Genomic DNA, 24,549 nt, shown 5'->3' with positions numbered 1-24,549 from the left:
GACACCTCGTTTCCCTAAAACACAAAATGTGGGAGCTTAGCTATAACGCCAGCAGCTTCGTCAAACATGGCATGTATAATTTCCGCAGCTGGTTTAATGTCATTGATCATGGCAGAGCTTTGCCCGGCCATAAGAGACCCCCACTCAACGTCGCCATTAACCACCGCCGCCCTCAGCCTTCCAGTGCCAAGTTTTTCTATTTCCTCTATTGATGCTCCTGCTGATTCAAGTTCTTCAAAACGTGATGTTAGTTTGTTTTTCAGACAACGTACAGGGTGCCCGGTAGGCCTACCCGTTACTACATTGCTTCTGTCACGAGCCTTTATAATAGCCTCTTTGTAATTCTGATGAACTGTACACTCAGAACAGCATACCATCCTGGTTCCCACCTGAACTCCCTCAGCGCCAAGACAGAAAGCGGCGGCTACTCCACGTCCATCCGCTATTCCACCTGCCGCTATAACTGGAATTCCAAGTGCATCCACTACTTGAGGCACGAGAACCATCGTAGTCGTATCTCCAACATGTCCCCCCGCTTCTGTCCCTTCTGCCACAACAGCATCAGCACCTTGTTTTTCCACCCGTTTAGCCTGAGCTACTGATGCTACCACAGGGATAACTACCGTTCCAAGAGGTTTTAATCTATCGATAACTTTCCCCGGACTTCCCGCACCAGTGGTCACTATGGGGACACGGTGTTTTTCTGCAAGTTCCAGTGCATCATCTGCGGTAGGAGACATAAGCATAATATTGAGCCCAAAAGGCTTATCTGTAAGCTGCCTTATCCGCACGAGTTCCTGGTCGAGGATTTCTGGAGGCATATTAGCTGCCCCGATAAGTCCTATCCCTCCTCCATTGCTCACAGCTGCGGCAAGGGCCGAATTTGCTACCCAGGCCATGCCTCCCTGTATGAGTGGATATTTCACCCCGAGAATCCGCGTTACTCTATTTTCCCAAACCAAAATTTTCACCTCACATCTCATACAGTATAGAGCCGTATGTCATACCCGCTCCAAAACTTGTCAACACCATTTTATGTCCTTTTTTCACTCGCCCGCTCTCAAAAAGTTCGGCAAGGACAAGAAAAATAGAAGCCGCAGATGTGTTTCCGTAACGATCAAGATTTATCCATGTTTTTTCAGGTTCAGCATCAAGGCGCTTCATCACTCCGTCTACTATGCGAAGATTGGCCTGATGGAACAGCCACCAATCGATTTCTGCCGGTTGAATATTTTCAGCCTGAACAAACTCCTTTAAAAAGGTTGGAATAACCTGGTTCACAAACTTGAAGACTTCGTTCCCCTTCATATGGACATAATGCAAACCCTCTTTAAGGGTCTTTTCTGAAGCTGGATTTTCAACAACCCCACCAGGAAAAATAATGAGGTCTGACTTTGTTCCATCTGACCTAAGATCAGATGAAATAAACCGACCTTGCCCAGCATGGGCTGAACCAAGAACTACCGCTCCGGCACCATCTCCGAAAAGCACACACGTATTGCGATCCTGCCAATTTATAATTCTGGAAAGCACTTCTGCTCCCACAACTAGAACCTTATCCCAAAGCCCGCACGAAATGCCAGTTGCAGCCACAGTAAGAGCATACACACACCCTGTGCATCCAGACTGGAGGTCAAAGGCTCCAGCACGAGAAGCATTTAGTTTTCCTTGCACTTTAGGAGCTACCCCAGGAAACACCGTATCCGGGGAGTTTGTCGCCACAATGACCATGTCTAGTTCAGACGGTGATACGCCGCTTTTATCAAGAGCTGCCAAAGAAGCTTTGTACGCTAAATCGCTTGTCAATTCTCCTTCTGATGCGATATGTCTCTCCCGAATACCTGAACGCTCCTGTATCCACTCATCACTCGTATCGACTATTTTTGAAAGATCGTCGTTTGTCAATGTTTTGTCTGGAACGTACATTCCCGTTCCAAGAATAGTGACATCGCGACCGTGAAACTGGCCCATAATATAATTAAACCTCCTTGTGAAGCTCATTTGTTATATGTTCGACGCCCTTCTGCAGAACAAAGTTTCTCGCCACTCTAATCGCACTCGCAACAGCTGGGGCTTTCGAACGGCCATGAGCTTTAATTACAACTCCTTTTACGCCGAGAAGAGGTGTTCCTCCATGCTTTTCGTAATCGAACCGGCCCCATAAACTCTTAAGCATGGGAACCATGAAAACCATGCCTATTTTAGGCAATATTCTTCGTCCCATCTCTTCTTTGGCAATTGAATAAACAGCCTGAATAACGCCCTCAGCAAATTTCAAGACCACGTTTCCGGAAAATCCATCGCAAACCACAACATCAGCCTTGCTGAAAGGAACTTCGTCACCTTCCACGTACCCTGTGAAATTTAAGGAGCTAACTTTTAACATTTCCTTTGCGCTTGCTATAACTTCGTCTCCCTTAATATCTTCAGAACCATTAGAAAGCAGAGCTATTTCTGGGGAAGACACCCCTAAGATATATTTTGAGTAGATATTACCCATTAAAGCGAATTGATAAAGATTAATAGGCTTTGCTCGAACAGTAGCTCCCACATCTAAAAGGAAAGTATATTTATTCAGAGTCGGCATGGCCACTCCTAATGCGGGGCGGTCAATTCCGGATATACGACCTACGACAAGAACACCACCAGCAACGATAGCCCCCGTGTTCCCAGCTGAAACACACCCCTGGGCTTCACCGCTTCTAGCCATTTCCATGGCCAGCCGGAGGCTGGAATGTCGTTTTTGTCGTATGCTTCTGCTCGGATGTTCATCCATGGAAATATATTCTTCCGTATGGACCACAGAAAGTCTTCGGCGTACATCATCAGCCGCCTGATCTATAATAGGTTCAATTTGTGCACGATTTCCCACAAGAATGATTTCAAGATCGCTAAATTCCCTACAGGCTAAAATAGCCCCTTTACAGGGCTCATGTGGAGCATTGTCTCCCCCCATTGCATCAAGAGCCAACAACATGGCAAATTGCCTCCCCTCTTAACTCTTCATCTCGAGGGAGTCGATGACCACAGCGATAAAACGGCCGACAAAAATCTCTTGATCTCCTACCCGAGTCCTGACACTGACTATATATTTGTTGTCTTTATGAACACCGACTTTAGCGCGTGCGATCAGTACGTCCCCAACTTTGGCGTGGCTTTTATACTCGCCTCTCATTGAATCGATTATAACCATATCTGCTTCAACGACAGCAATCGCTATTGAACTCGCCTGGGAGTATATATAATGATCACATACATAATCTGTATGGCGGAAAGCCATCTCTTTTTTTGTCTGAAGAACTGATAAAGCCCATTTATTGGGCTCAAGTTCGAGAAGATCGCCTACCACTTCACTTTGTTTTAATGAGCGCAGCTTGCTCGTAGCACGCTGAGCCATATTTATGGTGCGTTCTCTCAGTTCTGGCACACCAAGGAGAGCTCGGTCAAGGCGAATAGTGCTAACACTAGCTGACAAGGCATCAGCCAATTCTTTATCCGTATAAAGCGGATTTTGCTCTAGGAGTTTTAATAATTTCCCTTGCCGTTGTTTCTTCTTTTTTGAACGAATTACCAACGACCTCCAATCTTATGACCAGGTACCAATATCTGATCTGATGACTTGGTCAGTATAATATGTTTCTCAAGGGAGGTCAAGAAAAAAATAACGGAGAGCAATTTCCTCTCCGTTATAAACTTTCTTAGAAATTTCTAAGGGTTTTATATATGCCTTTTAGGCCTCTTCCACTGTTTCTTCAGCTGTTGTCTTAATAACCTTACGGCTACGATAATAACCACACTCGGGACAAGCCCTGTAGGTCATGATCATTTCACCGCAATGAGGGCACGTAGTAAGACCTGGCATAGAGGCAGATCCAAGCCAATTTGCTTTTCTTTTATGGGTACGTGCATGAGAAACTCTGCTTTTCGGCGTTGCCATATCAGTTCCCCTCCTTTTCTTTAAGCTTCCAAATCGTCTTCTTTCATTTTCAACAGGTCTGAGAGCCTGGGATCTATAGCCTGGCGGTTACAGCCGCAGTCCCCTTCGTTAAGAGATGCTCCGCAAATAGGACAAAGCCCCTTGCACTCCTCTCTGCAAAGGGGATTGAGCGGAAGGCTTAAAATAAGACTCTCCCACACCTGGGGAGTAATATCCAGTCTGTTTTCTAAAGAATCCACAAGCACTATATGTTCGTCAGCTTCCTGTTCACGACCTGACGATACAAAATCCTGCAAAGAGTAAAGATACATGAAATGCGTCCGTAATGCAATATCTGTTAGCTCGAGACAGCGAACACAGGGAACTGAAATCGTTGCCTCTAGATCTATTTCAACCATAACTGACTGATCAGCCCAGCGCGCATGAGCGTTGACCTGCAATGGAGAAATAAAAGTAAATTCTTCCTGAGCAAAAAATAACGGCTCCTTGAGTTCCACATTCCAGGAAGCATCTACAACTTCCGGACCTTCCTCTCGATCTGGAAGAAGAATCCAGAACGACCAGTCAGAAGGCAGATCAGTTATCGCCATGCTGCACCATCCTCCCGTCTTCTCTTACTTTGATACTATATCCCTGGTATCACGGGCAATAACAAGCTCTTCGTTTGTGGGGATGACAAGCACCTTGACTCTGGAATCGTCGGTGCTGATTACCGCTTCATTCCCTCGGACATTATTCTTCTCTGAATCGATCTTAATGCCAAGGAATTCCATATTCTTACAAACCATTTCTCTGGCCCTGGCACTATTTTCTCCAATTCCAGCAGTAAATACAAGCGCATCTATACCGCCCATAGCTGCGGCATAGGCGCCAACATACTTTTTAATGCCGTAATAGAGCATGGATTCAGCAAGCTCTGCCCGTTTATTTCCCTTCGCCGCTTCTTCTTCTATGTCCCGAAGATCGCTGCTTATTCCTGAAATGCCAAGAAGTCCGCTTTCTTTGTTCAGAATATGGTTCATTGCTTTCGGGTCGATATCTTCCTGCTCAGCAAGGAACGTAAGAAGCTGGGGGTCGACATCTCCGGCGCGAGTTCCCATAATAACGCCGGGAAGCGGGCTGAAGCCCATGCTTGTGTCGATGGATTTGCCGCCATCGACAGCCGTAATGGAACTTCCATTCCCTAAATGGCATGTTACAATCTTCAGATCTTTAACATCTCTCCCTAAAAACTCAGCCGCTCTGTAGGAGACATAGAAATGGCTTGTTCCATGAAAACCATATCGGCGAACTTTATACTTTTCATAGTAGTGATATGGTACTCCGTACATAAATGCTCGCCCCGGCATTGTCTGATGGAAAGCTGTATCAAAAACACCAACCTGAGGAACATTGGGAAGAGCTTCCTGCATAGCTTCGATGCCCATAAGATTTGCCGGGTTATGAAGAGGGGCAAGAGGCACACATTCCTGAAGAGCGTCGACAACTTCTTTGTTTATCATGACAGAATAGGCGAACTTCTCTCCTGCATGAACTACCCTATGTCCGACCGCATTGAGCTCGTCTAGACTTTTCAGCACACCGTGTTCTGTGCTGAGCAAGGCCTCAAGTACATGTTTGATAGCTACTTTGTGGTTATTAATTTCAATGTTTTTAATTACAGGATCCATTCCAGTCTTAGAATGCTTAATACGAGAACCTTCAATCCCAATACGCTCTACCAGCCCCTTGGCTAGAACAGCCTCTGTTTCCATATCAAAAAGCTGATACTTTAAAGACGAGCTTCCGCAATTAAGAACTAGTATTTTCATTGTTTCTAGATTCCTCCCTCTTCTTGACCTGATAGAATTCTACAGGGTATCTTTATAAATATATAGATCATATAACTTTAAGAAAGTGTGATAAACCATGAGCAACAACATTGTTGGCATCATCGCAGAGTATAACCCACTGCATAATGGGCATGTATTCCAATTGGAAGAGGCTGCTCGAAGAGCAGAAGCTTCAGGGATAGTTGTTGTTCTCTCTTCCCACTTCACCCAAAGAGGAGAACCCTCTTTTATTGATAAATGGCAGCGCACTGCCCTGGCCCTTCAGGCAGGAGCAGATATTGTCTTAGAACTGCCAGTTTTTTTCTCGTGCCATAATGCCGGAGTTTTCGCCGCAGGAGCGGTAGATATTCTGGCAGCATGCCACACTGTTACCCACCTATCTTTTGGCATGGAAAATCATTGCAGTGATTTGTCTGCAATCCTTGACATTCTAATTCACGAACCTGATCCTTTCAAGAGACAACTCCGCCGTTATCTGGATAAAGGGTACTCATATGTAAAAGCGCGAGCAATGGCTATGGATGAAATGATCCCATTATCTGGTTCCATTCTTTCTCGCCCCAACAATTCTCTCGCTCTGGCCTACCTTCTCCACTCCAGAAAAAAGGGATACTCCTTCCAGACCCTTCCCATAGAAAGGAAGGGGGCGGATTTCCATGATGAAAAGAGCTGCGGCAAATGGGCCAGCGCATCTGCCATCAGAAAAGCATATAGTGATGGAAGGATCTCTGATGTACACTTGGCCCTCCCCCCCTACTCCCGTCTGGTCCTTGAAAGAACCTTGGAGAAAGGAAGGATCGTTTTTTCTGCCCAAAATCTCTGGCCCTTCCTTCAGACAAGCCTTCTGCGGAGCTCACAGGAAGAAATTTCTCGTACGGCGGAAATGAAAGAAGGGCTTGAAAATCTATTTCTCAAGCTAGCTGCCACGAGTTCTTCATGGAAAGAATTCATTTCAAAGGGCACCTCTAAGCGCTATACCATGGGAACGCTCCAGCGCCTCGCAATCCACCACCTATTAGGTATCTCTCATTGGGAGAACAGAGCATGGCAGCGATTAGGCCCTCAATATATTCGCGTACTCGGATTTTCACAAAAGGGGCAGAAAATGCTGGGGGATATGAGAAAAAGGTCTACACTACCTATTATAACAAGGGGGCACATGCCGACCTCCCAGGGGATTGGAAGCCGGCTCCTCCAACTAGAACACTTTGCCTCCATATTGTGGGAGCATCTTGTCCCATCTCCTATATTCAACCAGGAAATAAAGGCAAAGCCTCTTCAGACAGAGAGCTCCTTCCTTGACCTTAATTAACTATGGAAGGGTCTCGGAAAACGTTCTCGAAGCCGCCTATACACTCCCGGAGGCACCATTTCCTGAATGGGTCCTCCAAAGTGGAAGATCTCTTTAACGGCATGGCTTGAAAGATAGGAATACTTTGCGTCAGTCACAATAAAAAGGGTTTCTATATCTGGGGCAAGCTGCCTATTCATAAGCGCAAGCTGAAATTCATACTCGAAATCAGAAAGAGCCCGGAGGCCGCGTATAATGACACGGCTTCTCTCTTGCCGCAAAAAATCTACAAGAAGCCCCTCAAAGAAACTCACTTTGACATTAGGTAAATGGCTTAGAGCCTCCCTCGCCATGGCCTGCCGCTCCTCCACACTAAACGTTGCCTTTTTTTGAGGGTTAAGCAACACACTTACTACGAGTTCGTCAAAAAGAGCTGCCGCTCGCTCTGCAATGTAGATGTGCCCATTGGTAATGGGGTCGAAAGAACCTGGATAGACAGCTCGCATGGGGCGTCTCATGAAATGGCCTCCTTCTTTTTTAGAAAGGTGAGTATGGTGTCTCCGTAAGTGCGACGATCAATCACTACAAAATCTCCTTCAAGTATATCAAGAGGTTCATGAATAGAATGTTCTATAATAATATCTCCTTCATTTTTGATTATAGAATTTCTCTCTTTTAACAACTGAAGGATATTTCCAGGCCATCCTTCTTCGTAAGGAGGATCTGCGAAAATAATATCAAAAGAGTAGTTTTTCTTCTCTAGCCACTGAAGGGCCCTTCGAATATCCATAGAAAGTACAATATAGTTATTCTCCATGCCTATTCTTATGTTTTTACGGATAGCTGCAGCCCTTTTTTGCAGTAATTCCACTTCAACCACAGCAAACGCTCCGCGCTCATAGGCCTCAAGCCCCACCCTACCTGTTCCGGCGAAGAGATCAAGGAAGGTCAAACCATGAAGGGGCCCCAAAATATTAAACAAAGCCTGAAGGACCTTAGATGAAGTGGGACGAACATCTTTCATTTGGAACTCTCCATGACAAAAGGTTTAATGTCAAGGACCGGGGTTCCGTCAATAGCATCAAGCCCTTTAACAAAAAGCACCGCTCCTTCTCTTCTGACCAGGCGGCATCGAGTAGCCCCAAGAAAATTTGGACGACGGGGGGAACATGTGGAAAAAACCCCCCGTAAGGGACGGCTGGCATCTCCTCTTGGATGGACCGCAAAAGGAAAGGATGAAGACCTATGAAAGCGGAAAATAACCAGAATATCCTGTGGATCCCTTAAATCTTCAAAAGCTGGAAGATAGAAGGAATCAAGAACGACACGGGACTCATGATCTTTGAACATGTCAGGAGAAACAGGATTCTTCATTGAGGATCGTACAACCCCCACAGGGCTTAATGCAAAACCTTTCATGAATGGTCCTTTGCCTGTGAAAGATGCTCTGCCAGACAATATATAGATTGTTTCAATGCAGGGGTACGAAAAGCAGTACAATTAGGGTCAAGTTTAATAAGGGTCTCTTTTTCCCCTTTAACCAACTTTAAAAAGAAGCGTTGCTCGAAGCCTCCATCAGAAGCTATTGTTTCCAGCAAAAAGGACTCTCCTGAAGACATGTAATAATTCTTATAGGTCCAATGGCAATCCCCCTCTTTCCCCTCTAATCCATTAAGGACTTGGAGTTGAGAGGGAGTCCAGGTAACGTTTCCAATTTTTGTATGCATAACATTTTCCTCCTTGATGAGACGATCTACAGTAAATTTTTCTTTCTTCTCTATCTGGACGAGGAAGATATCTTTTCCCTGGGCAAGCCATTTTCTTTCGTACTTCGTAGTTACTGAACGGTGGGGATTCTTCTCGTAAGCATAAAGGGCAAGGGCCTGATGATCAGAGAGAACGGCTTTGACTTCATCTGCATACCACTCTTCATCGGTTACCAGTTCAAAAACACCGCCACGACAAAGAACGGCGGCAAGCATATCCGCAAAGCCCGAGTATGTTACTCGCCGCTTTCCATGGCGGGATTTAGGCCATGGACATGGGAAGTTCATATATACTTTATCAATAGTTTCATCCTGAAAACATTCTCGAAGCAGAAAACGCGCATCGCCGCACATGAGAAATAAATTTTTTATTCCAAGGTTTCGTATTCTTTTTGCCGCTTTTAACACGCAGGTCTGAGAAACCTCTATCCCCCAAAAAGTATCTTCCCCATGGGAACGGGCCATATATACCGGAAACTCCCCGTTGCCAAAGCCTATTTCTACCACATGTTTTCCTGTACCATAGGATGATAGGTCAAAGGGAATATCTATACCTTCTGGCCGAACAATTACATTCTCTAACGCTACTGAATCCACAGGCATCAACGCCTCCTCAACCTTAATTCACACTCGTAAAAAAGCAAATAAATTATAGCAGTCTTTTCATTAAATGCAGCGTTGACATACTAAGAAAATGTATCTACCATTTGTTATTACTATAACATTTTGTAGCTACTACAACATTGACAGCACCTTTCATTATGATAATATCAAACACAAAAGAAGGTCTGGTTTTACCATCGTTTTAATGGAAATAAAGTTTTTAAATATGGGTTTTTACAAATGTTTTTCCTTCTCCTGAACTTTTTTTTAGCAATTAATTGTTATTATATTTCAATAGAGACACAATTATTCTGGGATACCAGAAGTATAAGGGCTCTTTATTGAAAAAAACAGAGGGGGTACATGAATGGTGGCTAAGCAGTGGAAGACGATGGATGGAAACACCGCGGCAGCGCATGTTTCCTACGCGTTCACTGAGGTTGCTGCTATCTATCCCATCACTCCTTCTTCTCCTATGGCAGAAGAGATTGATGAGTGGGCAGCACATGGTTTGAAAAATATTTTTGGCAGAACAGTTGATGTGGTAGAGCTTCAATCAGAAGCTGGTGCAGCAGGTGCAGTACACGGTTCTCTTTCGGCAGGTTCTTTAACGACAACCTTCACAGCTTCACAGGGACTCTTGTTAATGCTTCCCAACATGTATAAAATTGCCGGCGAACTTTTGCCGGGGGTTTTTGATGTTACTGCCAGGGCTGTAGCAGGTCACGCTCTTTCAATCTTTGGTGACCACAGCGACGTGACAGCATGCCGCGCTACCGGTTTCGGATTCCTCGCTTCTGGTAGTGTACAGGAAGTTATGGACCTGACAGGAGTTGCACACCTTGCTTCCATTAAGGCAAGCATTCCCTTCGTTAACTTTTTTGACGGGTTCAGGACTTCTCATGAGATTCAAAAAGTCGAAGTTATGAACTATGACGATCTGGCTAAAATTGTTGACTGGGATGCAATAAAACGCTTTAAAGCTCGTGGGTTAAACCCGGAGCGTCCTTATCAGAAAGGTACCGCACAGAACCCTGACATTTACTTCCAGGCCAAAGAAGCGGCAAACAGATTCTACACAGACCTTCCTGACATCGTTGAAGGCTACATGCAGGAAATAAAAAAAATAACAGGAAGAGAATATCATCCCTTTAACTACTACGGAGCACCTGACGCAGACCGCATAATCGTTCTTATGGGTTCAGCCTGCATGGCTGCAGAAGAAACAGTGGATTACCTTAACGCAAGAGGAGAGAAAGTGGGAGTTATAGCTGTACACCTGTATCGACCTTTCTCCGCAAAATACTTCTTCAACGTTCTTCCCAACTCAGTCAAAAAAATTGCCGTACTCGACAGAACGAAAGAACAGGGCGCACTTGGCGAACCTCTTTACGAAGATGTCTGTACGCTTTTCTACGATAGAGCAGATAGACCGGTTATCGTTGGCGGCCGCTATGGCCTTGGTTCTAAAGATACTACTCCAGCACAAATCAAGGCAGTATTTGATAATCTGAAGGCAGATGAGCCCAGAAACCACTTTACCATTGGCATCGTTGATGATGTAACCCACACTTCCCTTGAAGTGAACGAAAACATTAATGCAGCTCCTGAAGGAACCATCCGCTGCAAGTTCTGGGGACTTGGCTCTGACGGTACTGTAGGCGCTAATAAAAACTCCATTAAGATCATCGGCGATAACACTGACATGTACGCTCAGGGATATTTCGCCTATGATTCTAAAAAATCTGGCGGCGTAACGATCTCCCATCTTCGTTTCGGGAAAAAACCGATTCGTTCTACCTATCTCATTGACGAAGCGGACTTCATCGCTTGCCACAAACAGGAGTACGTTTACCTTTACGACGTTCTTGCCGGTCTTAAAAAAGGCGGGACATTCCTTCTTAATACCCAGTGGACAACCTTAGAAGAACTTGAAAAGAACCTCCCTGGAAATGTAAAGAAATATCTTGCCGAAAACGAAATAGAACTATACGTACTAAACGGTATTGACCTCGGAATGGAAATTGGCCTGGGGAACAGAATCAATATGATCATGCAGTCAGCCTTCTTCAAACTGGCCAAAGTCATTCCTCTTGATGATGCCGTGAAATATATGAAGGATGCCATTTTAGAAACATATGGTCTGAAAGGTGAAAAGATCGTTGAGATGAACTACAAAGCAGTAGATGCAGGAATAGGCGCCCTCATTAAAATAGACGTTCCTGCAAGCTGGAAAAATGCAGAAGAGAGCTGCTGCAGCTGTAGCAAAGATAGCGACAGACCTGATTTCATTAAAAACGTCTGTGACGTTATCAACCGCCAGGAAGGCGACAAACTTCCTGTCAGCGCATTCTTAGGCAGAGAAGACGGCAGCTTCCCCTCAGGAACATCCGCATACGAAAAACGCGGCGTAGCCGTTAATATTCCTGAGTGGCTCAAAGACAAATGCATCCAGTGCAACCAGTGCGCTATGGTCTGCCCCCACGCAGCCATCCGCCCGGTTCTTCTTGATGAAGAAGAAAAGAAAAATGCACCTGCGACCTTCGCTACAGTTGAAGCCAAGGGCAAAGAATTTGCGGGACTTTCCTTCCGCATGCAGGTTTCTTCCCTTGACTGCCTTGGCTGCGGAAACTGCGTAGACATCTGCCCCGTAAGCGCTCTTGAAATGAAACCTCTCGCCTCTCAGACAGAGGCGGAAGTTCCTAACTGGGATTACTCTGTCACAGTAACAGACAAGTCACATCTCACCAACAAGAGCACTGTGAAGGGGAGTCAGTTCTCTCAGCCGCTGTTCGAGTTTTCCGGCGCGTGTGCTGGCTGCGGAGAAACACCCTATGCCAAACTGATCACCCAGCTTTACGGTGATCGCATGCTCATCGCTAACGCCACAGGCTGCTCCTCCATCTGGGGCGGCTCTGCTCCAAGCATGCCCTACACAAAGAACGTAAAGGGTCAGGGCCCAGCATGGGGCAACTCCCTCTTCGAAGATAACGCTGAATATGGATACGGCATGTATCTTTCCGTCAAGAACAGCGTGAAGGCCCTTGCGGAAAGTGTCAGAAAACTGCTCGACCTTGATATCCCCGCGGATGTTAAAGCTGTTTTTGAAGAGTGGCTTGAAAATAAAAAAGACGGAGATAAGTCCAAGGTGGCAGCTGAAAAAGTTTATGCCATTCTTGACAAAGACCTTGGAAACGCCGAAGCCAATGCGCTGCTCGCCAAAATAGCCGAGAGCAAAGACTATCTTGTGAAAAAGTCTGTGTGGATCTTCGGCGGCGACGGCTGGGCATATGACATCGGATTTGGCGGACTTGACCACGTTCTCGCCTCTGGCGAAGACGTAAACGTATTTGTATTCGACACTGAAGTTTACTCGAATACAGGCGGACAGTCCTCAAAAGCCACTCCTACCGCCGCTGTAGCTAAATTCGCTGCTTCCGGCAAGAGGGTCAAGAAGAAGGACCTCGGCCATATCGCCATGACCTATGGCTATGTCTATGTTGCCCAGGTAGCTATGGGAGCAGATAAGAACCAGCTTATGAAGGCTATTACTGAAGCTGAAGCCTATAACGGACCTTCCCTCATCATCGGCTACGCTCCATGCATCAATCACGGCATTAAGGTTGGCATGGGCAAATCCCAGGCTCAGGAGAAAAAGGCTGTTGAGGCGGGATACTGGCACCTGTATCGTTTCAACCCGCTCCTCAAAGAAGCTGGCAAGAACCCCTTCGTTCTTGACTCCAAGGAACCCAAGGCAGACTTTAAAGAGTTCCTTATGAGCGAGGTTCGATACGCTTCTCTGGCTAAATCCTTCCCGGATATCGCTGAGTCTCTCTTCGAGAAGGCGGCGGAAGACGCCAAGGATAGATATGAATCTTACAAACAACTTGCTGAAATGGGAAAAGAAGCTGTTAAAACAGAAGCATAACCCATAAATAATCAAGCAAAAGGCCGTTCCTCAGCGGGCGGCCTTTTTTATTGCTTTACAGAGAATGTATAATAGAAAGACGCCATGAAAGCTTGACCTTCACTGGTATATTAGGTAAAATACCCAAGTCATCGGGACGTAGCGCAGCCTGGCTAGCGCACCTGCATGGGGTGCAGGTGGTCGGAGGTTCGAATCCTCTCGTCCCGACCATGGATAAGTAAGCGGGGTATTTACCCCGCTTTTTTGTTTTGTAGACATTATGGTTTTTAGTTTAGAAAGGGCAACGAAAGTTATATGAAGGATCAAACATTTAAACACAAATCTAGTTTAGGGCAAAACTTTCTTACGGATAGGAATATTCTAGGGCAGATAGTTAAATGGGCTGCCATAGATGAGTCTGACATTCTTTTGGAAATAGGGGCCGGTCAAGGGGTTTTAACAAGAGAGCTCGCTCTTTCTCCATGCAGCCGTATATTTGCCCTCGAAATCGATAAGACACTTCACACTCATCTCGACCCTCTAGAAGAAGAGTTCAGACCGAGGCTTTCTATTATCTGGGATGACGCAGTTACTTTTGATTACGAAACCAAATTACCAGCTGCCCCAACTAAGGTTGTCGCCAATATCCCCTACAATATAACAACACCTCTTATCTGGAGGCTTCTAGAAGCCTTTGCTGGCAAAGGTTTACATTCGATGATCTTAATGGTTCAGCGAGAAGCTGCTCTTCGTTTAAACGCTTCCCCTGATACCAAGGATAGATATCCCCTTGGGATCACCCTTGAGATTATGGGAGAACGAAAAATATTAAGGAAGGTTCCGCCTCAGGCTTTTTATCCTCAACCTGCAGTAGATTCCGCTGTAATTGAGATAAAGGTACAAAGAAACTTTGATCTGCCCCGGCAAAAAAACTGGAGGACCCTCCTTCGGGCTTCCTTTGCCCAGAGGAGGAAAACACTGATTAACTCTGCCTCTCGAAATGGCGTCAGCAAAAACCACCTTATTGATGCCTTTTCAGCCCTCCATTTCAATCCCTCCCTTCGGGCAGAGAATCTTACAGGAAAACAGTGGCTTGAACTCTGGCATATGTTAAATAGCATTGAAAAAGAGAGAGGCCCCTTTTAGGGGCCTCTTCTTTAATAATAAAACAAAAATTCCTATTCCACTTTTTCCTTAAGAGCCTTGCCTGGCCTAAAGACGGGAACCTTCTTCGCTGGAATCTTAATGACTTTTTTAGGATCCTGAGGGTTTCTTCCTTCTCTAGCCGCTCTTTCGCGAACCTCGAAGGTACCAAAACCAACAAGCTGTACTTTATCACCCTTGGCCAGAGAATTCTCAATAGCCTGCAGCACCGCACCTACTGCGGCACCTGCCTCGCGCTTGTTCAGCCCTGTTGCTTTAGCTACTGCGTTAACAAGATCTGTCTTTGTCACCCTTAATTACCTCCTTTTCTTTTAATTTAATATAAAGGTATGTAATTGACAAGCTTCGCGTCATTTTATTATTACCAGTAACTGGCACTGCGGTCAAGCCCTAATTTCACTATATTTATAGAATTACTGCTTCACACGCCAATAGAGACGCAAAGGGGTTCCATCAAAAGTATCCATTTCTCTTATTTTGTTCTCAATATGCTTGCTAAATGACTGACTGACAATTTCTGGGTCATTTACAAAGAACACAAACGTAGGAGGCTCTATGCTCGTCTGAGTACAGTAATAAATTTTTAAGACTCTCCCTTTGCGGCTTGTGGGCAAAGTCTGAAAGGCCAGCACATCCCTTATAAGACGGTTCAGTTCAGTAGTCCCTATTCTTCTACTTCTATTTTCTTGAACGTTTTTAATTGTTTGTGTTAGTTTGTTTAGCCCTCTTTTTGTCAAAGCTGAAACAAACAGCAAGGGGGCATGGGAGAGAAAGGGCATTTCATCCCGTACTCTTTTTCTCATTTCATCCCCCAGCTTGTCTGCTGCTTCTAAGGTGTCCCATTTGTTAATAAGCAGGATTAACCCCTTCCCCTTCTCGATAACTTGAGCCGCCATTTTTTTATCCTGATCTGTTGTGGGTTCGGAGGCATCCATGACGAGCAGGGCGACATCACTCCGATCCACCGCCTGCAATGTTCTTACAAAAGAATAATATTCAATGTCGCTGTCAATGCGACTTTTCTTGCGAAGTCCAGCCGTATCTATAAAACGGAATTTACCCTCTTTCATCTCGATAACAGTGTCTGTGGCATCTCTCGTAGTTCCTGGGATATCGCTTACTAAAACACGATCGCTCCCTGCTAATGCATTGACCAGGCTTGATTTCCCCACATTGGGACGGCCTACGATTGAAACTCTTATTTCCTCAGGATCCCGTTCCTCCTCTTCATCTGAAGGAAGAAGAGACACAGCCATGTCCATAAGATCATCAATATAACGCTTGTGGAGCGCACTAATCCCCACCACATGCTCAAACCCAAGAGAATAGGCATCGTAGACCCTATCCTCATGAATGCCGTCATCCAGCTTGTTTGCAACTACAATAACAGGTTTGCCAGATCGCCTGAGAATATGAGCTACGTCTTCATCCATCCAGTTGGGGCCATTGAAGCCATCAATAACAAACAATATGACGTGGCTTTCCTCAATAGCGAGAGTAGCTTGTTTTCTTATACCTTCAACAAGAGGATGTTCATCTCGAACGAGAAGCCCTCCAGTGTCTACAATATAGAATTGTCTTCCTTTCCACTCGGTTTCTCCATAGATACGGTCGCGGGTAACTCCTGGCATATCATCCACGATTGCTTCCCGTCGTCCCAAGATTCTATTGAATAGCGATGACTTCCCCACATTGGGTCTTCCCACTATAGCTATTATGGGCATCGTCTTTGATTTCCTCCTTTAATGCATTTCTTCTCCGTTATTTTAATCAATCCAAAGAGAGACACTTGGAAAACCTTCCCTAGACTTCGATATATTGAACCATGGTTCAAGAGCCTTCTTTAATTTCTGAGGTCGCTGGATGAAAGCCCACAGTGAATTTTGTTCACCTCCAGGGTCCATAATAGTAAGGTTCTCGTCCACTAAATATTGAAGCAAAGCTTCCTTCTTCCCCGATGGTGGGGTAATTTCAGCTAACATATTAAAAGGCGGGAAACCATACTCTTCTCGTTCCTTCAGCTCTCTGCGCCAAAATGCTTTCCAACCATATTTTAGCCCTCTCTGCCAACCGCTTCCTGGCCTGCGAGATTGAATCACTACCTTGCGCTCTGAAGGATTGGTTCCGCGCCAGGCCGACTCTAACACCATTCGATAAGCATCAAACCTGGAGCGATATAAGATCTTGCGCGCTTCTGCATCTGCATCTATCCATCCTACCATCCCGACATTCACAGCATCACAAAGAGAGATGGCAGCCCGTGATCCAACGACTATGCCCCCTCCTGCCAAAACTGTACAGACTTTTTGAAAGGCTTTCTTACTCGTATTTTTTTCTGCATGCCATTCTACCACTGGGAAAGCCTCTCCACATAGTGCCTGGGCTACTTTATAAACTATTTCCAGACCTGGGCGCTTCCCACTAAGCAGCAGCCCCCTGCATTTAGGGCATTCCCGAGGAAAAACCGTGCTATAGCCGCATAGAGGGCAAACAAGCCGGGATGCTTCTTCCTCAGCCCGCAAAGCTACCCCGCAAGAATGACAGATGAGAGTGCCACCGCACTCTTCGCAGGTGATTTCACCCGCGTACCCTTTCCGATCGAGAATCCACAATGCAGCTTTTCTCTCTTTTAAACAGCTCATCGACTCTCGAACTAAAGCATCACTTAAGGGAAACGAGGAAGTTATGCCTGGAAAAGAGGGTCTCGAAGCTCGGTTCATATCTACGAATATAAGACGATTTCCCATGGAAGTACCGTGCTCTTCCGGCATTTTATAAAGAGATACCTTAGAAGATGGCAACCGCCCACAGAGAAATAGGAAACTGTTGGCTATGCGAGCCCGCTGCATGGCTATTGAGCGGATATGGAGCAACGGCGCAGCCTGCATACGATAGGCCGGGCTGCTCTCTTCATCAACAAGTATAAGCTGGGGATCCGGCAAGGGGGCAAAAATGGCACCTGGTCCGCCGATGATGATCTTATGCTCTCCACTGCGGGTTCTATTCCACGCCTCCCATAATTTTTTACCCCCAACAGATGGCCAAAGAAAAATGTTTTCGATACTCTCCGTTTCCAGAAAAGAGTAAAAAAACTCGGCTAAAGCCCTTTCTGGAAATAGCAGGATAGCCGGGCCCGGATGCTCCTGTAAAATTTTAAGGTATCTTGCATGTCTTTCCTGGTCTTCGGGGAAATAATAATAATTATCCTTAAAGGCTCTGCTCTCCCAAAGACATTCCCAAGGAGCTGCAGGAGGCACTTCTTCCCCCTTCATAAGCTGAGATGGGGACATAACGCGCAGAGCTTCGCCCTGTCCGCAATAAAAATTGACGCCTATCCAGCGGCTTAAAACCCAGAGGTCGCGGGGTAAGGGGGCCGCCGTATCAAGTACTTTATTGATCGTGCGAATACGATATGCTCCACTCTTATTGGAAGTGACAGAGGAAACTCCCAGAGAAAAACCAACCCTTTTAGCAGGTCCTACTGGGACCTGTACACGATTTCCGGCAGGTACAGCTTCTTCATGTTCATAAGTTAGAGGATTCCACCATGGCCCAGGCACAATGACATCGATCAGTGTCACCTGTTCTCTTCCTTTTGGCACATTTCACTAACCGTATTCAAGACCCCCCAGGCAACTTCTTCTTTGGTGCCTACAAGTTCGTGCCAATCTCCAGCCTTTTTTATGATCTTTACCCTATTGGTATCAACGGCAAATCCGGCATCTGTTGCCGTAATATCGTTTGCTACTATAAGATCCAGATTCTTTCGTAACATTTTTTCCTTTGCATGTTCTACAAGATGGCTGCTCTCCGCGGCAAATCCCACAAGTATCTGGTCGGGAGATTTGCGGGCTCCTACTTCTGCGGCAATATCTGGATTTTGCACTAGATTAAGGGTCAAGGTATCTTTCCCTTCTCTTTTCATCTTTTCCGTTTCAATAGAAGCAGCCCTGTAATCACTCACTGCGGCAGATTTTATGATAATTTTCGCGAAATCCATTTTTTCGATAACAGCCTTATACATGTCCATGGCAGATTTTACGGGACAGTACGTTATCCCATGGGGAGTCGGGAGGGAAACAGGTCCTGAAACAAGAGTTACATCGGCTCCTCGATACCATGCCGTTCTAGCAAGAGCAAAACCCATTTTCCCACTGCTTGGGTTACTTATAAAACGGACTGGGTCAATAAATTCCCATGTGGGGCCAGCCGTAACAAGAACAGAAACACCAGCAAAATCCTTTCGGGGAGAAAGAGCACGCCATGCTTCCTCAACAATAACAGAAGGGGCAGGCAGACGTCCCTTTCCTTCATACCCACAGGCAAGGCTTCCTTCATCAGGATCAACAACCGTATAGCTCATGGCCCTTGCCTCTTTTATATTTCTCACTGTTGCTGGATGCTCAAGCATATGGCTGTTCATAGCAGGAAAAAGAAGCACTGGAGCCTTTGTAGCGAGAACCGTAGCGTCAAGAAGGCTTTCCCCCCGCCCCTGAACAAGACGGGCAAGGGTTTCGGCAGTACAGGGTGCTATAATGACAAGCTCAGCCCAGTCCGCCAAATTTATGTGAGGTATTTCCCAACCCTTCTCCTGCGAAAGAAAATCGTCTTGGGTCCAAGTCCGTCTGCCGGCCAACGTGGAAAGCACCATTGGGCTGACAAAAGATTCGGCTCCTTCTGTCAATACCACTTCAACTTCACAACCTGCCCTTTGAAGGGCTCGAAGTATCTCTGGCCCCTTATATGCGGCAATACCGCCTGTAATTCCAAGAACTACTCGCCTTTTATTTTTCCACGTCAACATCGTAGCCACCGGGAAGCACTCCTTTAGCCCGTGATGCTGGGATTCTGAGCTTGACCCGTTCTTTCGCAATATCATCCATAGCAACCGACAGGTATTGCTCAAGATCTTCTTCGAGAACACGGCTTTTCTGTTCGCTAATATAGCGAGACCAATTTGCCACAATAACCGTCAATAGATATTTATTGGTAATGCCAGCTCTTTTTTCTAAATAATCTATATCGTAAAATTTCATACTTAAACCTCCATTCTATAAACAGCACTCAAGGCTGTAACTTGCAATAATACGTTTTATTTCCAGGGCCGCGCGAAGAACAGAATCATTTACTACAACATAATCATACATATGCATTTTTTCCATTTCTTTAAGGGCATTGCTCAGACGAAGCTGCACTGTATCCTCTTCTTCAGTCCCTCTGTTTCGAAGCCTCCGTTCCAGCTCCTCTTTAGATGGGGGCATGATAAATATAAGCACTGAGTCATCAAAAGCATTTTTTACCTGAAGAGCCCCTTGCACATCTATCTCCAAAACAACATCGACTCCAGCCTCAAGAACTTTTTCCACGTCAGACTTTAGAGTCCCGTACAAATGCTCATGAACAACTGCCCATTCAAGAAATTTTTTCTCTTCGACCAGTTTTTTAAATTCTTCTTCACTCAAAAAACGATAATCCACACCATCCCTCTCCCCGTCCCTTGGTTGGCGGGTGGTGCATGAAATAGAATATACGAGATCTGGCATCTGTTCGAAAAGAGCTTTTCTCACTGTCCCCTTTCCTGCGCCACTTGGGCCGGAAATTACAAACAACTTCCCCCTCTTACTTGTTTTCTTCATTCTCTGGCTCTTCCTCAAATCGATTTACAATGGTTTCAGGCTGAATGGCAGAAAGCACAACATGATTGCTATCTGTAACAAGAATAGCACGCGTTTTTCTCCCCTGAGTCGCGTCGATCAGACGGCCCTGGTCTTTTGCTTCTTCTTTCAAGCGTTTGATCGGAGCAGAGTTTGGATGGATAATCGCTACAATCCTTTCTGCCACAATCATATTACCAAACCCTATGTGAACTAAACGATAAGACATCCCAATCACTCCACATTCTGTACTTGTTCTCGTATTCGCTCTAGAGCTGTCTTAGCTTCCACCGCAAGCCATCGTATTTCTGCGTTCGTTACTTTAGATGCAACAGTGTTCACTTCTCTGTTCATTTCCTGAATCAAAAAATCCATTTTCCGTCCTTCTGAAGATGGGCTGTTCAACACTGTCTGGAATTTTTCAATATGGCTCTGTGCGCGAGCCAATTCTTCTGATATGTCCCATTTATCAGCTATGAGAGCAATTTCCTGAGCTATCCTGCTTTCTTCAACCGCAGGGCCATTGTCTTCAAATATTTTTTTGATCCGTTCTCGCGTTTCTTCAACGACACTATCTCGGGCCTTCTCCCATTGCTGTGAAATCTGGCCTGTCAAAGACGAGAAACTCTCTAAATTGGTTTTGATATCCAGTTCCAGATCTTTCCCTTCGGTCTGACGCATCTTCTGCAAGGAATCCACTGCTTTTGCCACCATAGAATCAAGGGATTTCTCTATATCTTCCTCTAGAGATTCCCGCCCAGAAGCTGAATCAGTAACCCCCGGCAAATTAAGCAACGACTCTAGTCGTATAGCTTCTTGATTTCCCAATTTTTCCTGCAATCCCTTTATCTGATGATAGTAGTTTTCAAGAATTTGCCCGTCAAGAGAAACCGCACGAAGATCAGAAGACCATGTAACTTCTACACTAAGTCTTATCTTTCCCCGCCTTATAGATTGTCTTAATCTATTGTTCAGCGACGGCTCGCAATATGAAAGCTCCCTTGGCAGCCGTATGGAGATATCCTGATACCTATGATTAATTGTAGACATTTCCACTGAGAGCGTTCCCCATGAAAATGTCTGGCTTTCCCGGCTAAAACCTGTCATGCTCAACAGCACTATAAATCCTCCCATCTATTTTGGAGCTACTTTGCCATCTTATTAAACAGCTGATACTCCACTTCTTGCAATAGTTCTGTTACGCCTACTCCTGACAGAGCGCAAATAGGAAGCACTTTAGCTTTGCTTCTGCCTTGAAGGCGAGTTTGAAGAAAAGGAATCAATGAAAGATCTATTTTGTCTATTTTATTCAAAACGATGAGGCGAGGTATGGCTCCTGCCCCAATATCAGACAAAGTTTCCTCCACCACATCAAGTGTTTCCATTACATCTGGCATACTCCCATCAAGAACGAGGAGAATGAGTGACGATACTGAAATTTCCTCAAGGGTTGTTCGGAAAGCAGCAATGAGAGCAGGAGGAAGGTCCCGTATAAACCCAACAGTGTCAGAAACAAGCACATCATGTCCATCTGGAAGTTCAACCTTGCGAACGTATGTGTCAAGAGTTGAAAAGAGCTGGTCCGCAACATACAAGTTTCGTCCATGACTCAATTGCTGTAAAAGAGTAGATTTCCCACTATTTGTATAACCGGTCAGTGCTACAGTCGGTATTCCCGCTTTTTCACGTCTATACCGTTGGAATGTCCTCCTCTTCCTAACCTTTACGAGCCTCTCGTTAATATCCCGCACCCGTCGTTCGAGTTTGCGGCGATGGCGCTCAAATTCCGTTTCGCCTGGGCCACGGGTACCTATGCCTGCTCCAAGCCGGGACATTTGGCGCCCTAAACCTTTCAGATGTGGTATTTCGTATTGGCACATGGCCAGCTCTATCTGCAAACGGGCCTCTGTTGTTCTCGCCCTTCTCTCAAATATTTTCATAATGACAAAAGGACGATCCCAGATCTCAATCCCTAATATTTGCTGCAAATTCAGCCGTTGTCCCGGAGTAAGCTGTTCGTTGCAAACGAACAGATCCGCCTTTACCTCTTTACAGAAGAGGGCGCTCTCTTCTGCCTTTCCCTTGCCCAGCATATAGGCTGGGTCAGGCTTGTCTCTTCTTTGAATAACCTCACCTGCCACATCTATGTTCAGATTTACAAGAAGCATCTTCAGCTCGTCTAAAAGGATTCGTGGGGTATAGTCCTGGGCAGGTACATCGAGAGCAGCAACAACTGCTCGTTGATGACGCGCCCGGCCGTCTATGTCAATCACTCTTTTCAAGATTTTCTAAAGCCTCGTACACTCTATCCAAAAACTGTTGCCGGCTATCTTTGGCAGACAGGCCTGTCTCCAATTCCCTGGGGTAGATGGCCTCGCCGAAAGTCACTTGGATGCGGTTCGGCCGTACAAAACTCGCTCCGGGAGGCATGGACTCGAAGCTCCCTTTAATAAAGGCAGGGATAACTGGCGCACCGCTCTTCATGGCGATTAACGCTACCCCTCCTTGCAAGGGCTGAAGTTTGCCATTAAGGGATCTGGCTCCTTCTGGAAAAAGAAGCACATTTTCTCCTTTTTCCAATAAGTCCAAAAAGGCTTTCAGGGCTGCTCCTGCACTTTGCTGATCCTGTTTCTTTACAGGAATGGCCCCCAGTGTCCGTATTAGCAGACTCATCCCCAAGGTTGAAAAAAGTTCTGATTTGGCCAGATATCGCAAGCGTCTTGGAAATAAAGCCCCTATTATGATTGGGTCAAGGTTGCTGCAATGGTTAGCCACTACAATTACAGGATCTTCTTTGGGCAAACTCGCGAGCCAGCGGACAGAAAGACGATTATAAAGCTTAAGAACAATAAAGCAGAATATTTTTGTCAGTGTATAAAATAAGTGCCTCATAGAACCACCTGATTGCTATTTTCCTTTACTAATCGAACAAGATAATCAACAACTTCATCCTCTGTCATAGAAGACGTATCAACAAAAATTGCATCTGAAGCCTGGCACAATGGCGCTATTTCGCGATTTGAATCAAACTGGTCACGATTCTGGATCTGTCGCAGCACCTCATCAAATGATACTTTTTCTCCCCGCTCTAACAGCTGCAAGTGCCGTCTTTTCGCACGGACGCTGTCACTGGCGGTAAGGTATATTTTAATAGTTGCGTCAGGGAAGACCACAGTACCCATATCTCTTCCATCAGCTACTAGCCCCCCTTCTTCTGCCTGCTCACGCTGAATGGAAAGCAGACAGCGCCTGACTGTCGGCAGTGCGGCATAGCTAGAAACAATACTATCAACCCTTGGAGAACGAATATGTTCAGTTACGTCTGCACCGTTAATATAAACACAGCCATCGCTCAGAGAAACTTTGATCTTAGAAAGAATTTCCGTCAGATAAGGGCTTTCTACTGGTTCGAAACCCATCGCGTTCAAATAAAAGGCCAATGCCCTGTAGATCGCGCCTGTGTCAAGATAATCCAACCCTAGAAGTTCTGCTACTTTTTTTGCAACAGAGCTTTTGCCTGCCCCCGCTGGTCCGTCAATCGCAACAACAAGATTTTTCATTATCATTGATTGCAATTCTCCCATCTCTTCAAAGAAGCATACGCTGCAGCATATGTGCGCAGACATGAATTCCTTCATGTTGGAAAGTTTCCCCATTTCATTACGAGATTTAGACGATACCGCCACGCTCTATTTTCTTTAAAAGCTCGTCTCGAGAAAGCTTTATAGTTTGTCCTTTATTAAGATTTCGCAACTCCATTCTACCAATTCTACGCCGAATAAGCACCATTACCTTATACCCTAGATGCTCAGCCATTAAACGAACCTCTCTTTTCAGACCTTCAGTGATCGACACTGTGACCCATCGGCCATAAGGTGGTCTGCAAAGTGGTTGGACGGAAAGGGGGTGTACAAATCCCCCTTCTATTTCAAAGCCCTTAAGCCACAACTTCATTTTTTCTACCGTCAACTCTTCGTTTAACAGTACCTCGTAATCTCTTTTTATATTTGACGAAGGGTGCATAAGAAAGTGAGCGAAATCCCCGTCGTTCGTTAAGACGAGCAATCCTTCGCTTTCTTTATCAAGACGCCCTACCGGAAAAAGACGAAACTTTGAGTAGGCGGGGGGGAGGACATCGATCACTGTCATGTCAAAGCGGTCTTCCACCGCACAAACGACCCCCTGAGGTTTATTCATTACTATGTAGACCCTGCTCTCCGGAGACACTTCTTTTCCGTCAAGGGTTACTGTGTCCGTTTCTTCTACTGTGGTAGAGAGATCGCGGACAACCCTTCCATTCAAGGCTACGCGGCCTGATAAGACAAACTCTTCTGCCTTTCTGCGGGATGCAAGGCCGCATGAAGCAAGATACTTGTTCAATCTAATTGCCATTGG

At 45.6% G+C, this 24,549-nt stretch carries 26 protein-coding genes and 1 tRNA gene; 4 read left to right on the top strand and 23 right to left on the bottom strand.

Annotation, left to right across the window (positions count from 1 at the left end; translation table 11 throughout):
• Nucleotides 1-14: 14 nt before the first annotated feature.
• The 7 genes from B2U56_RS07165 to B2U56_RS07135 all read right to left on the bottom strand — a co-directional run bounded on the left by B2U56_RS07165 (nt 15) and on the right by B2U56_RS07135 (nt 5,748).
• Nucleotides 15-962: a nitronate monooxygenase gene (locus B2U56_RS07165; RefSeq protein WP_286953123.1), complete on the bottom strand. Its 948-nt coding sequence runs from the start codon at nt 960-962 to the stop codon at nt 15-17.
• 10 nt (nt 963-972) lie between these two features.
• On the bottom strand, nt 973-1,971 hold the full coding sequence (locus B2U56_RS07160; protein WP_286952974.1) for a beta-ketoacyl-ACP synthase III: 999 nt from the start codon (nt 1,969-1,971) through the stop codon (nt 973-975).
• Nucleotides 1,972-1,978: 7 nt separating this feature from the next.
• Nucleotides 1,979-2,977, bottom strand: coding sequence for a phosphate acyltransferase PlsX (gene plsX / locus B2U56_RS07155; protein ID WP_286952973.1), 999 nt, complete (start codon nt 2,975-2,977; stop codon nt 1,979-1,981).
• 18 nt (nt 2,978-2,995) lie between these two features.
• Nucleotides 2,996-3,574, bottom strand: a complete 579-nt coding sequence (gene fapR, locus B2U56_RS07150) for a transcription factor FapR (protein WP_013048455.1) — start codon at nt 3,572-3,574, stop codon at nt 2,996-2,998.
• 156 nt (nt 3,575-3,730) lie between these two features.
• Nucleotides 3,731-3,937 carry a 50S ribosomal protein L32 gene (rpmF, locus tag B2U56_RS07145; RefSeq protein WP_013048456.1) on the bottom strand — a complete coding sequence of 69 codons (207 nt, stop codon included), beginning with the start codon at nt 3,935-3,937 and terminating at the stop codon, nt 3,731-3,733.
• 20 nt (nt 3,938-3,957) lie between these two features.
• The gene (locus tag B2U56_RS07140) at nt 3,958-4,527 is read right to left on the bottom strand and encodes a YceD family protein (RefSeq protein ID WP_286952972.1); all 570 of its coding nucleotides are present in this window, start codon (nt 4,525-4,527) and stop codon (nt 3,958-3,960) included.
• 24 nt (nt 4,528-4,551) lie between these two features.
• Nucleotides 4,552-5,748 (bottom strand): acetate/propionate family kinase, encoded by a 1,197-nt coding sequence (locus B2U56_RS07135; protein ID WP_286952970.1) that lies wholly within the window; start codon nt 5,746-5,748, stop codon nt 4,552-4,554.
• A gap of 97 nt (nt 5,749-5,845) precedes the next feature.
• Here B2U56_RS07135 and B2U56_RS07130 point away from each other — a divergent pair, with 97 nt between their 5' ends.
• Nucleotides 5,846-7,081 (top strand): tRNA(Met) cytidine acetate ligase, encoded by a 1,236-nt coding sequence (locus B2U56_RS07130; RefSeq protein ID WP_286952969.1) that lies wholly within the window; start codon nt 5,846-5,848, stop codon nt 7,079-7,081.
• Here the strand turns inward: B2U56_RS07130 and coaD are convergent.
• The 4 genes from coaD to trmB are packed head-to-tail and all read right to left on the bottom strand — an operon-like array spanning nt 7,078 to nt 9,429.
• A complete protein-coding gene (gene coaD / locus B2U56_RS07125) occupies nt 7,078-7,578 on the bottom strand; it encodes a pantetheine-phosphate adenylyltransferase (protein ID WP_213700018.1) in 501 nt (166 codons plus the stop codon). The two genes, B2U56_RS07130 and coaD, sit on opposite strands and share 4 nt — an antisense overlap.
• Nucleotides 7,575-8,084 (bottom strand): RsmD family RNA methyltransferase, encoded by a 510-nt coding sequence (locus tag B2U56_RS07120; protein ID WP_286952968.1) that lies wholly within the window; start codon nt 8,082-8,084, stop codon nt 7,575-7,577. The genes coaD and B2U56_RS07120 overlap by 4 nt, the downstream gene beginning before the upstream one ends.
• The gene (gene tsaA / locus B2U56_RS07115) at nt 8,081-8,479 is read right to left on the bottom strand and encodes a tRNA (N6-threonylcarbamoyladenosine(37)-N6)-methyltransferase TrmO (RefSeq protein ID WP_286952967.1); all 399 of its coding nucleotides are present in this window, start codon (nt 8,477-8,479) and stop codon (nt 8,081-8,083) included. The genes B2U56_RS07120 and tsaA overlap by 4 nt, the downstream gene beginning before the upstream one ends.
• Nucleotides 8,476-9,429, bottom strand: a complete 954-nt coding sequence (gene trmB / locus B2U56_RS07110; RefSeq protein WP_286952966.1) for a tRNA (guanosine(46)-N7)-methyltransferase TrmB — start codon at nt 9,427-9,429, stop codon at nt 8,476-8,478. Before trmB ends, tsaA begins: the two co-directional genes overlap by 4 nt.
• 370 nt (nt 9,430-9,799) lie before the next feature.
• On the opposite strand from trmB, the gene nifJ reads away from it, so the two are divergent.
• The 3 genes from nifJ (at nt 9,800) to rsmA (ending at nt 14,482) form a co-directional block, all read left to right on the top strand.
• Nucleotides 9,800-13,357: a pyruvate:ferredoxin (flavodoxin) oxidoreductase gene (gene nifJ, locus B2U56_RS07105; RefSeq protein WP_349679264.1), complete on the top strand. Its 3,558-nt coding sequence runs from the start codon at nt 9,800-9,802 to the stop codon at nt 13,355-13,357.
• Nucleotides 13,358-13,489: 132 nt separating this feature from the next.
• Nucleotides 13,490-13,567, top strand: a tRNA-Pro gene (locus B2U56_RS07100).
• Nucleotides 13,568-13,651: 84 nt separating this feature from the next.
• Entirely contained in the window at nt 13,652-14,482 is an 831-nt protein-coding gene (gene rsmA / locus B2U56_RS07095) for a 16S rRNA (adenine(1518)-N(6)/adenine(1519)-N(6))-dimethyltransferase RsmA (RefSeq protein WP_286952964.1), read from the top strand.
• Between the two features lie 32 nt (nt 14,483-14,514).
• On the opposite strand, the gene B2U56_RS07090 is transcribed toward rsmA, so the two are convergent.
• From B2U56_RS07090 to B2U56_RS07035, 12 genes are all read right to left on the bottom strand, one after another.
• Entirely contained in the window at nt 14,515-14,790 is a 276-nt protein-coding gene (locus B2U56_RS07090; RefSeq protein ID WP_013048466.1) for an HU family DNA-binding protein, read from the bottom strand.
• A gap of 123 nt (nt 14,791-14,913) precedes the next feature.
• A complete protein-coding gene (gene der, locus B2U56_RS07085) occupies nt 14,914-16,224 on the bottom strand; it encodes a ribosome biogenesis GTPase Der (RefSeq protein WP_286952963.1) in 1,311 nt (436 codons plus the stop codon).
• A gap of 42 nt (nt 16,225-16,266) precedes the next feature.
• A complete protein-coding gene (locus B2U56_RS07080; RefSeq protein ID WP_286952962.1) occupies nt 16,267-18,081 on the bottom strand; it encodes a prephenate dehydrogenase in 1,815 nt (604 codons plus the stop codon).
• On the bottom strand, nt 18,078-19,304 hold the full coding sequence (gene coaBC / locus B2U56_RS07075) for a bifunctional phosphopantothenoylcysteine decarboxylase/phosphopantothenate--cysteine ligase CoaBC (RefSeq protein ID WP_286953121.1): 1,227 nt from the start codon (nt 19,302-19,304) through the stop codon (nt 18,078-18,080). Before coaBC ends, B2U56_RS07080 begins: the two co-directional genes overlap by 4 nt.
• Nucleotides 19,285-19,536 (bottom strand): DNA-directed RNA polymerase subunit omega, encoded by a 252-nt coding sequence (locus tag B2U56_RS07070; protein ID WP_013048470.1) that lies wholly within the window; start codon nt 19,534-19,536, stop codon nt 19,285-19,287. The genes coaBC and B2U56_RS07070 overlap by 20 nt, the downstream gene beginning before the upstream one ends.
• A 15-nt stretch (nt 19,537-19,551) precedes the next feature.
• Nucleotides 19,552-20,136 (bottom strand): guanylate kinase, encoded by a 585-nt coding sequence (gmk, locus tag B2U56_RS07065; protein ID WP_286952961.1) that lies wholly within the window; start codon nt 20,134-20,136, stop codon nt 19,552-19,554.
• Nucleotides 20,120-20,383 (bottom strand): DUF370 domain-containing protein, encoded by a 264-nt coding sequence (locus B2U56_RS07060; protein ID WP_213700209.1) that lies wholly within the window; start codon nt 20,381-20,383, stop codon nt 20,120-20,122. The genes gmk and B2U56_RS07060 overlap by 17 nt, the downstream gene beginning before the upstream one ends.
• Nucleotides 20,384-20,388: 5 nt before the next feature.
• Nucleotides 20,389-21,273, bottom strand: a complete 885-nt coding sequence (locus B2U56_RS07055) for a YicC/YloC family endoribonuclease (protein ID WP_286952960.1) — start codon at nt 21,271-21,273, stop codon at nt 20,389-20,391.
• A gap of 26 nt (nt 21,274-21,299) precedes the next feature.
• On the bottom strand, nt 21,300-22,427 hold the full coding sequence (gene hflX / locus B2U56_RS07050) for a GTPase HflX (RefSeq protein WP_286953119.1): 1,128 nt from the start codon (nt 22,425-22,427) through the stop codon (nt 21,300-21,302).
• Nucleotides 22,420-23,046: a lysophospholipid acyltransferase family protein gene (locus B2U56_RS07045; RefSeq protein WP_213700208.1), complete on the bottom strand. Its 627-nt coding sequence runs from the start codon at nt 23,044-23,046 to the stop codon at nt 22,420-22,422. The genes hflX and B2U56_RS07045 overlap by 8 nt, the downstream gene beginning before the upstream one ends.
• Complete coding sequence (cmk, locus tag B2U56_RS07040; protein ID WP_013048476.1) at nt 23,043-23,720, bottom strand: (d)CMP kinase; 678 nt, start codon at nt 23,718-23,720, stop codon at nt 23,043-23,045. The genes B2U56_RS07045 and cmk overlap by 4 nt, the downstream gene beginning before the upstream one ends.
• Nucleotides 23,721-23,823: 103 nt before the next feature.
• A complete protein-coding gene (locus B2U56_RS07035; RefSeq protein ID WP_286952959.1) occupies nt 23,824-24,546 on the bottom strand; it encodes a pseudouridine synthase in 723 nt (240 codons plus the stop codon).
• Nucleotides 24,547-24,549: the final 3 nt, after the last annotated feature.

Origin of the sequence: Aminobacterium sp. UBA4987 (assembly GCF_002396985.1) — a bacterium.
GTDB classification, from domain to species: Bacteria; Synergistota; Synergistia; order Synergistales; family Aminobacteriaceae; genus Aminobacterium; species Aminobacterium colombiense.
The sequence above is the reverse complement of the archived record's forward strand: the minus strand, read 5'-3'. Positions and strand labels throughout refer to the sequence as shown.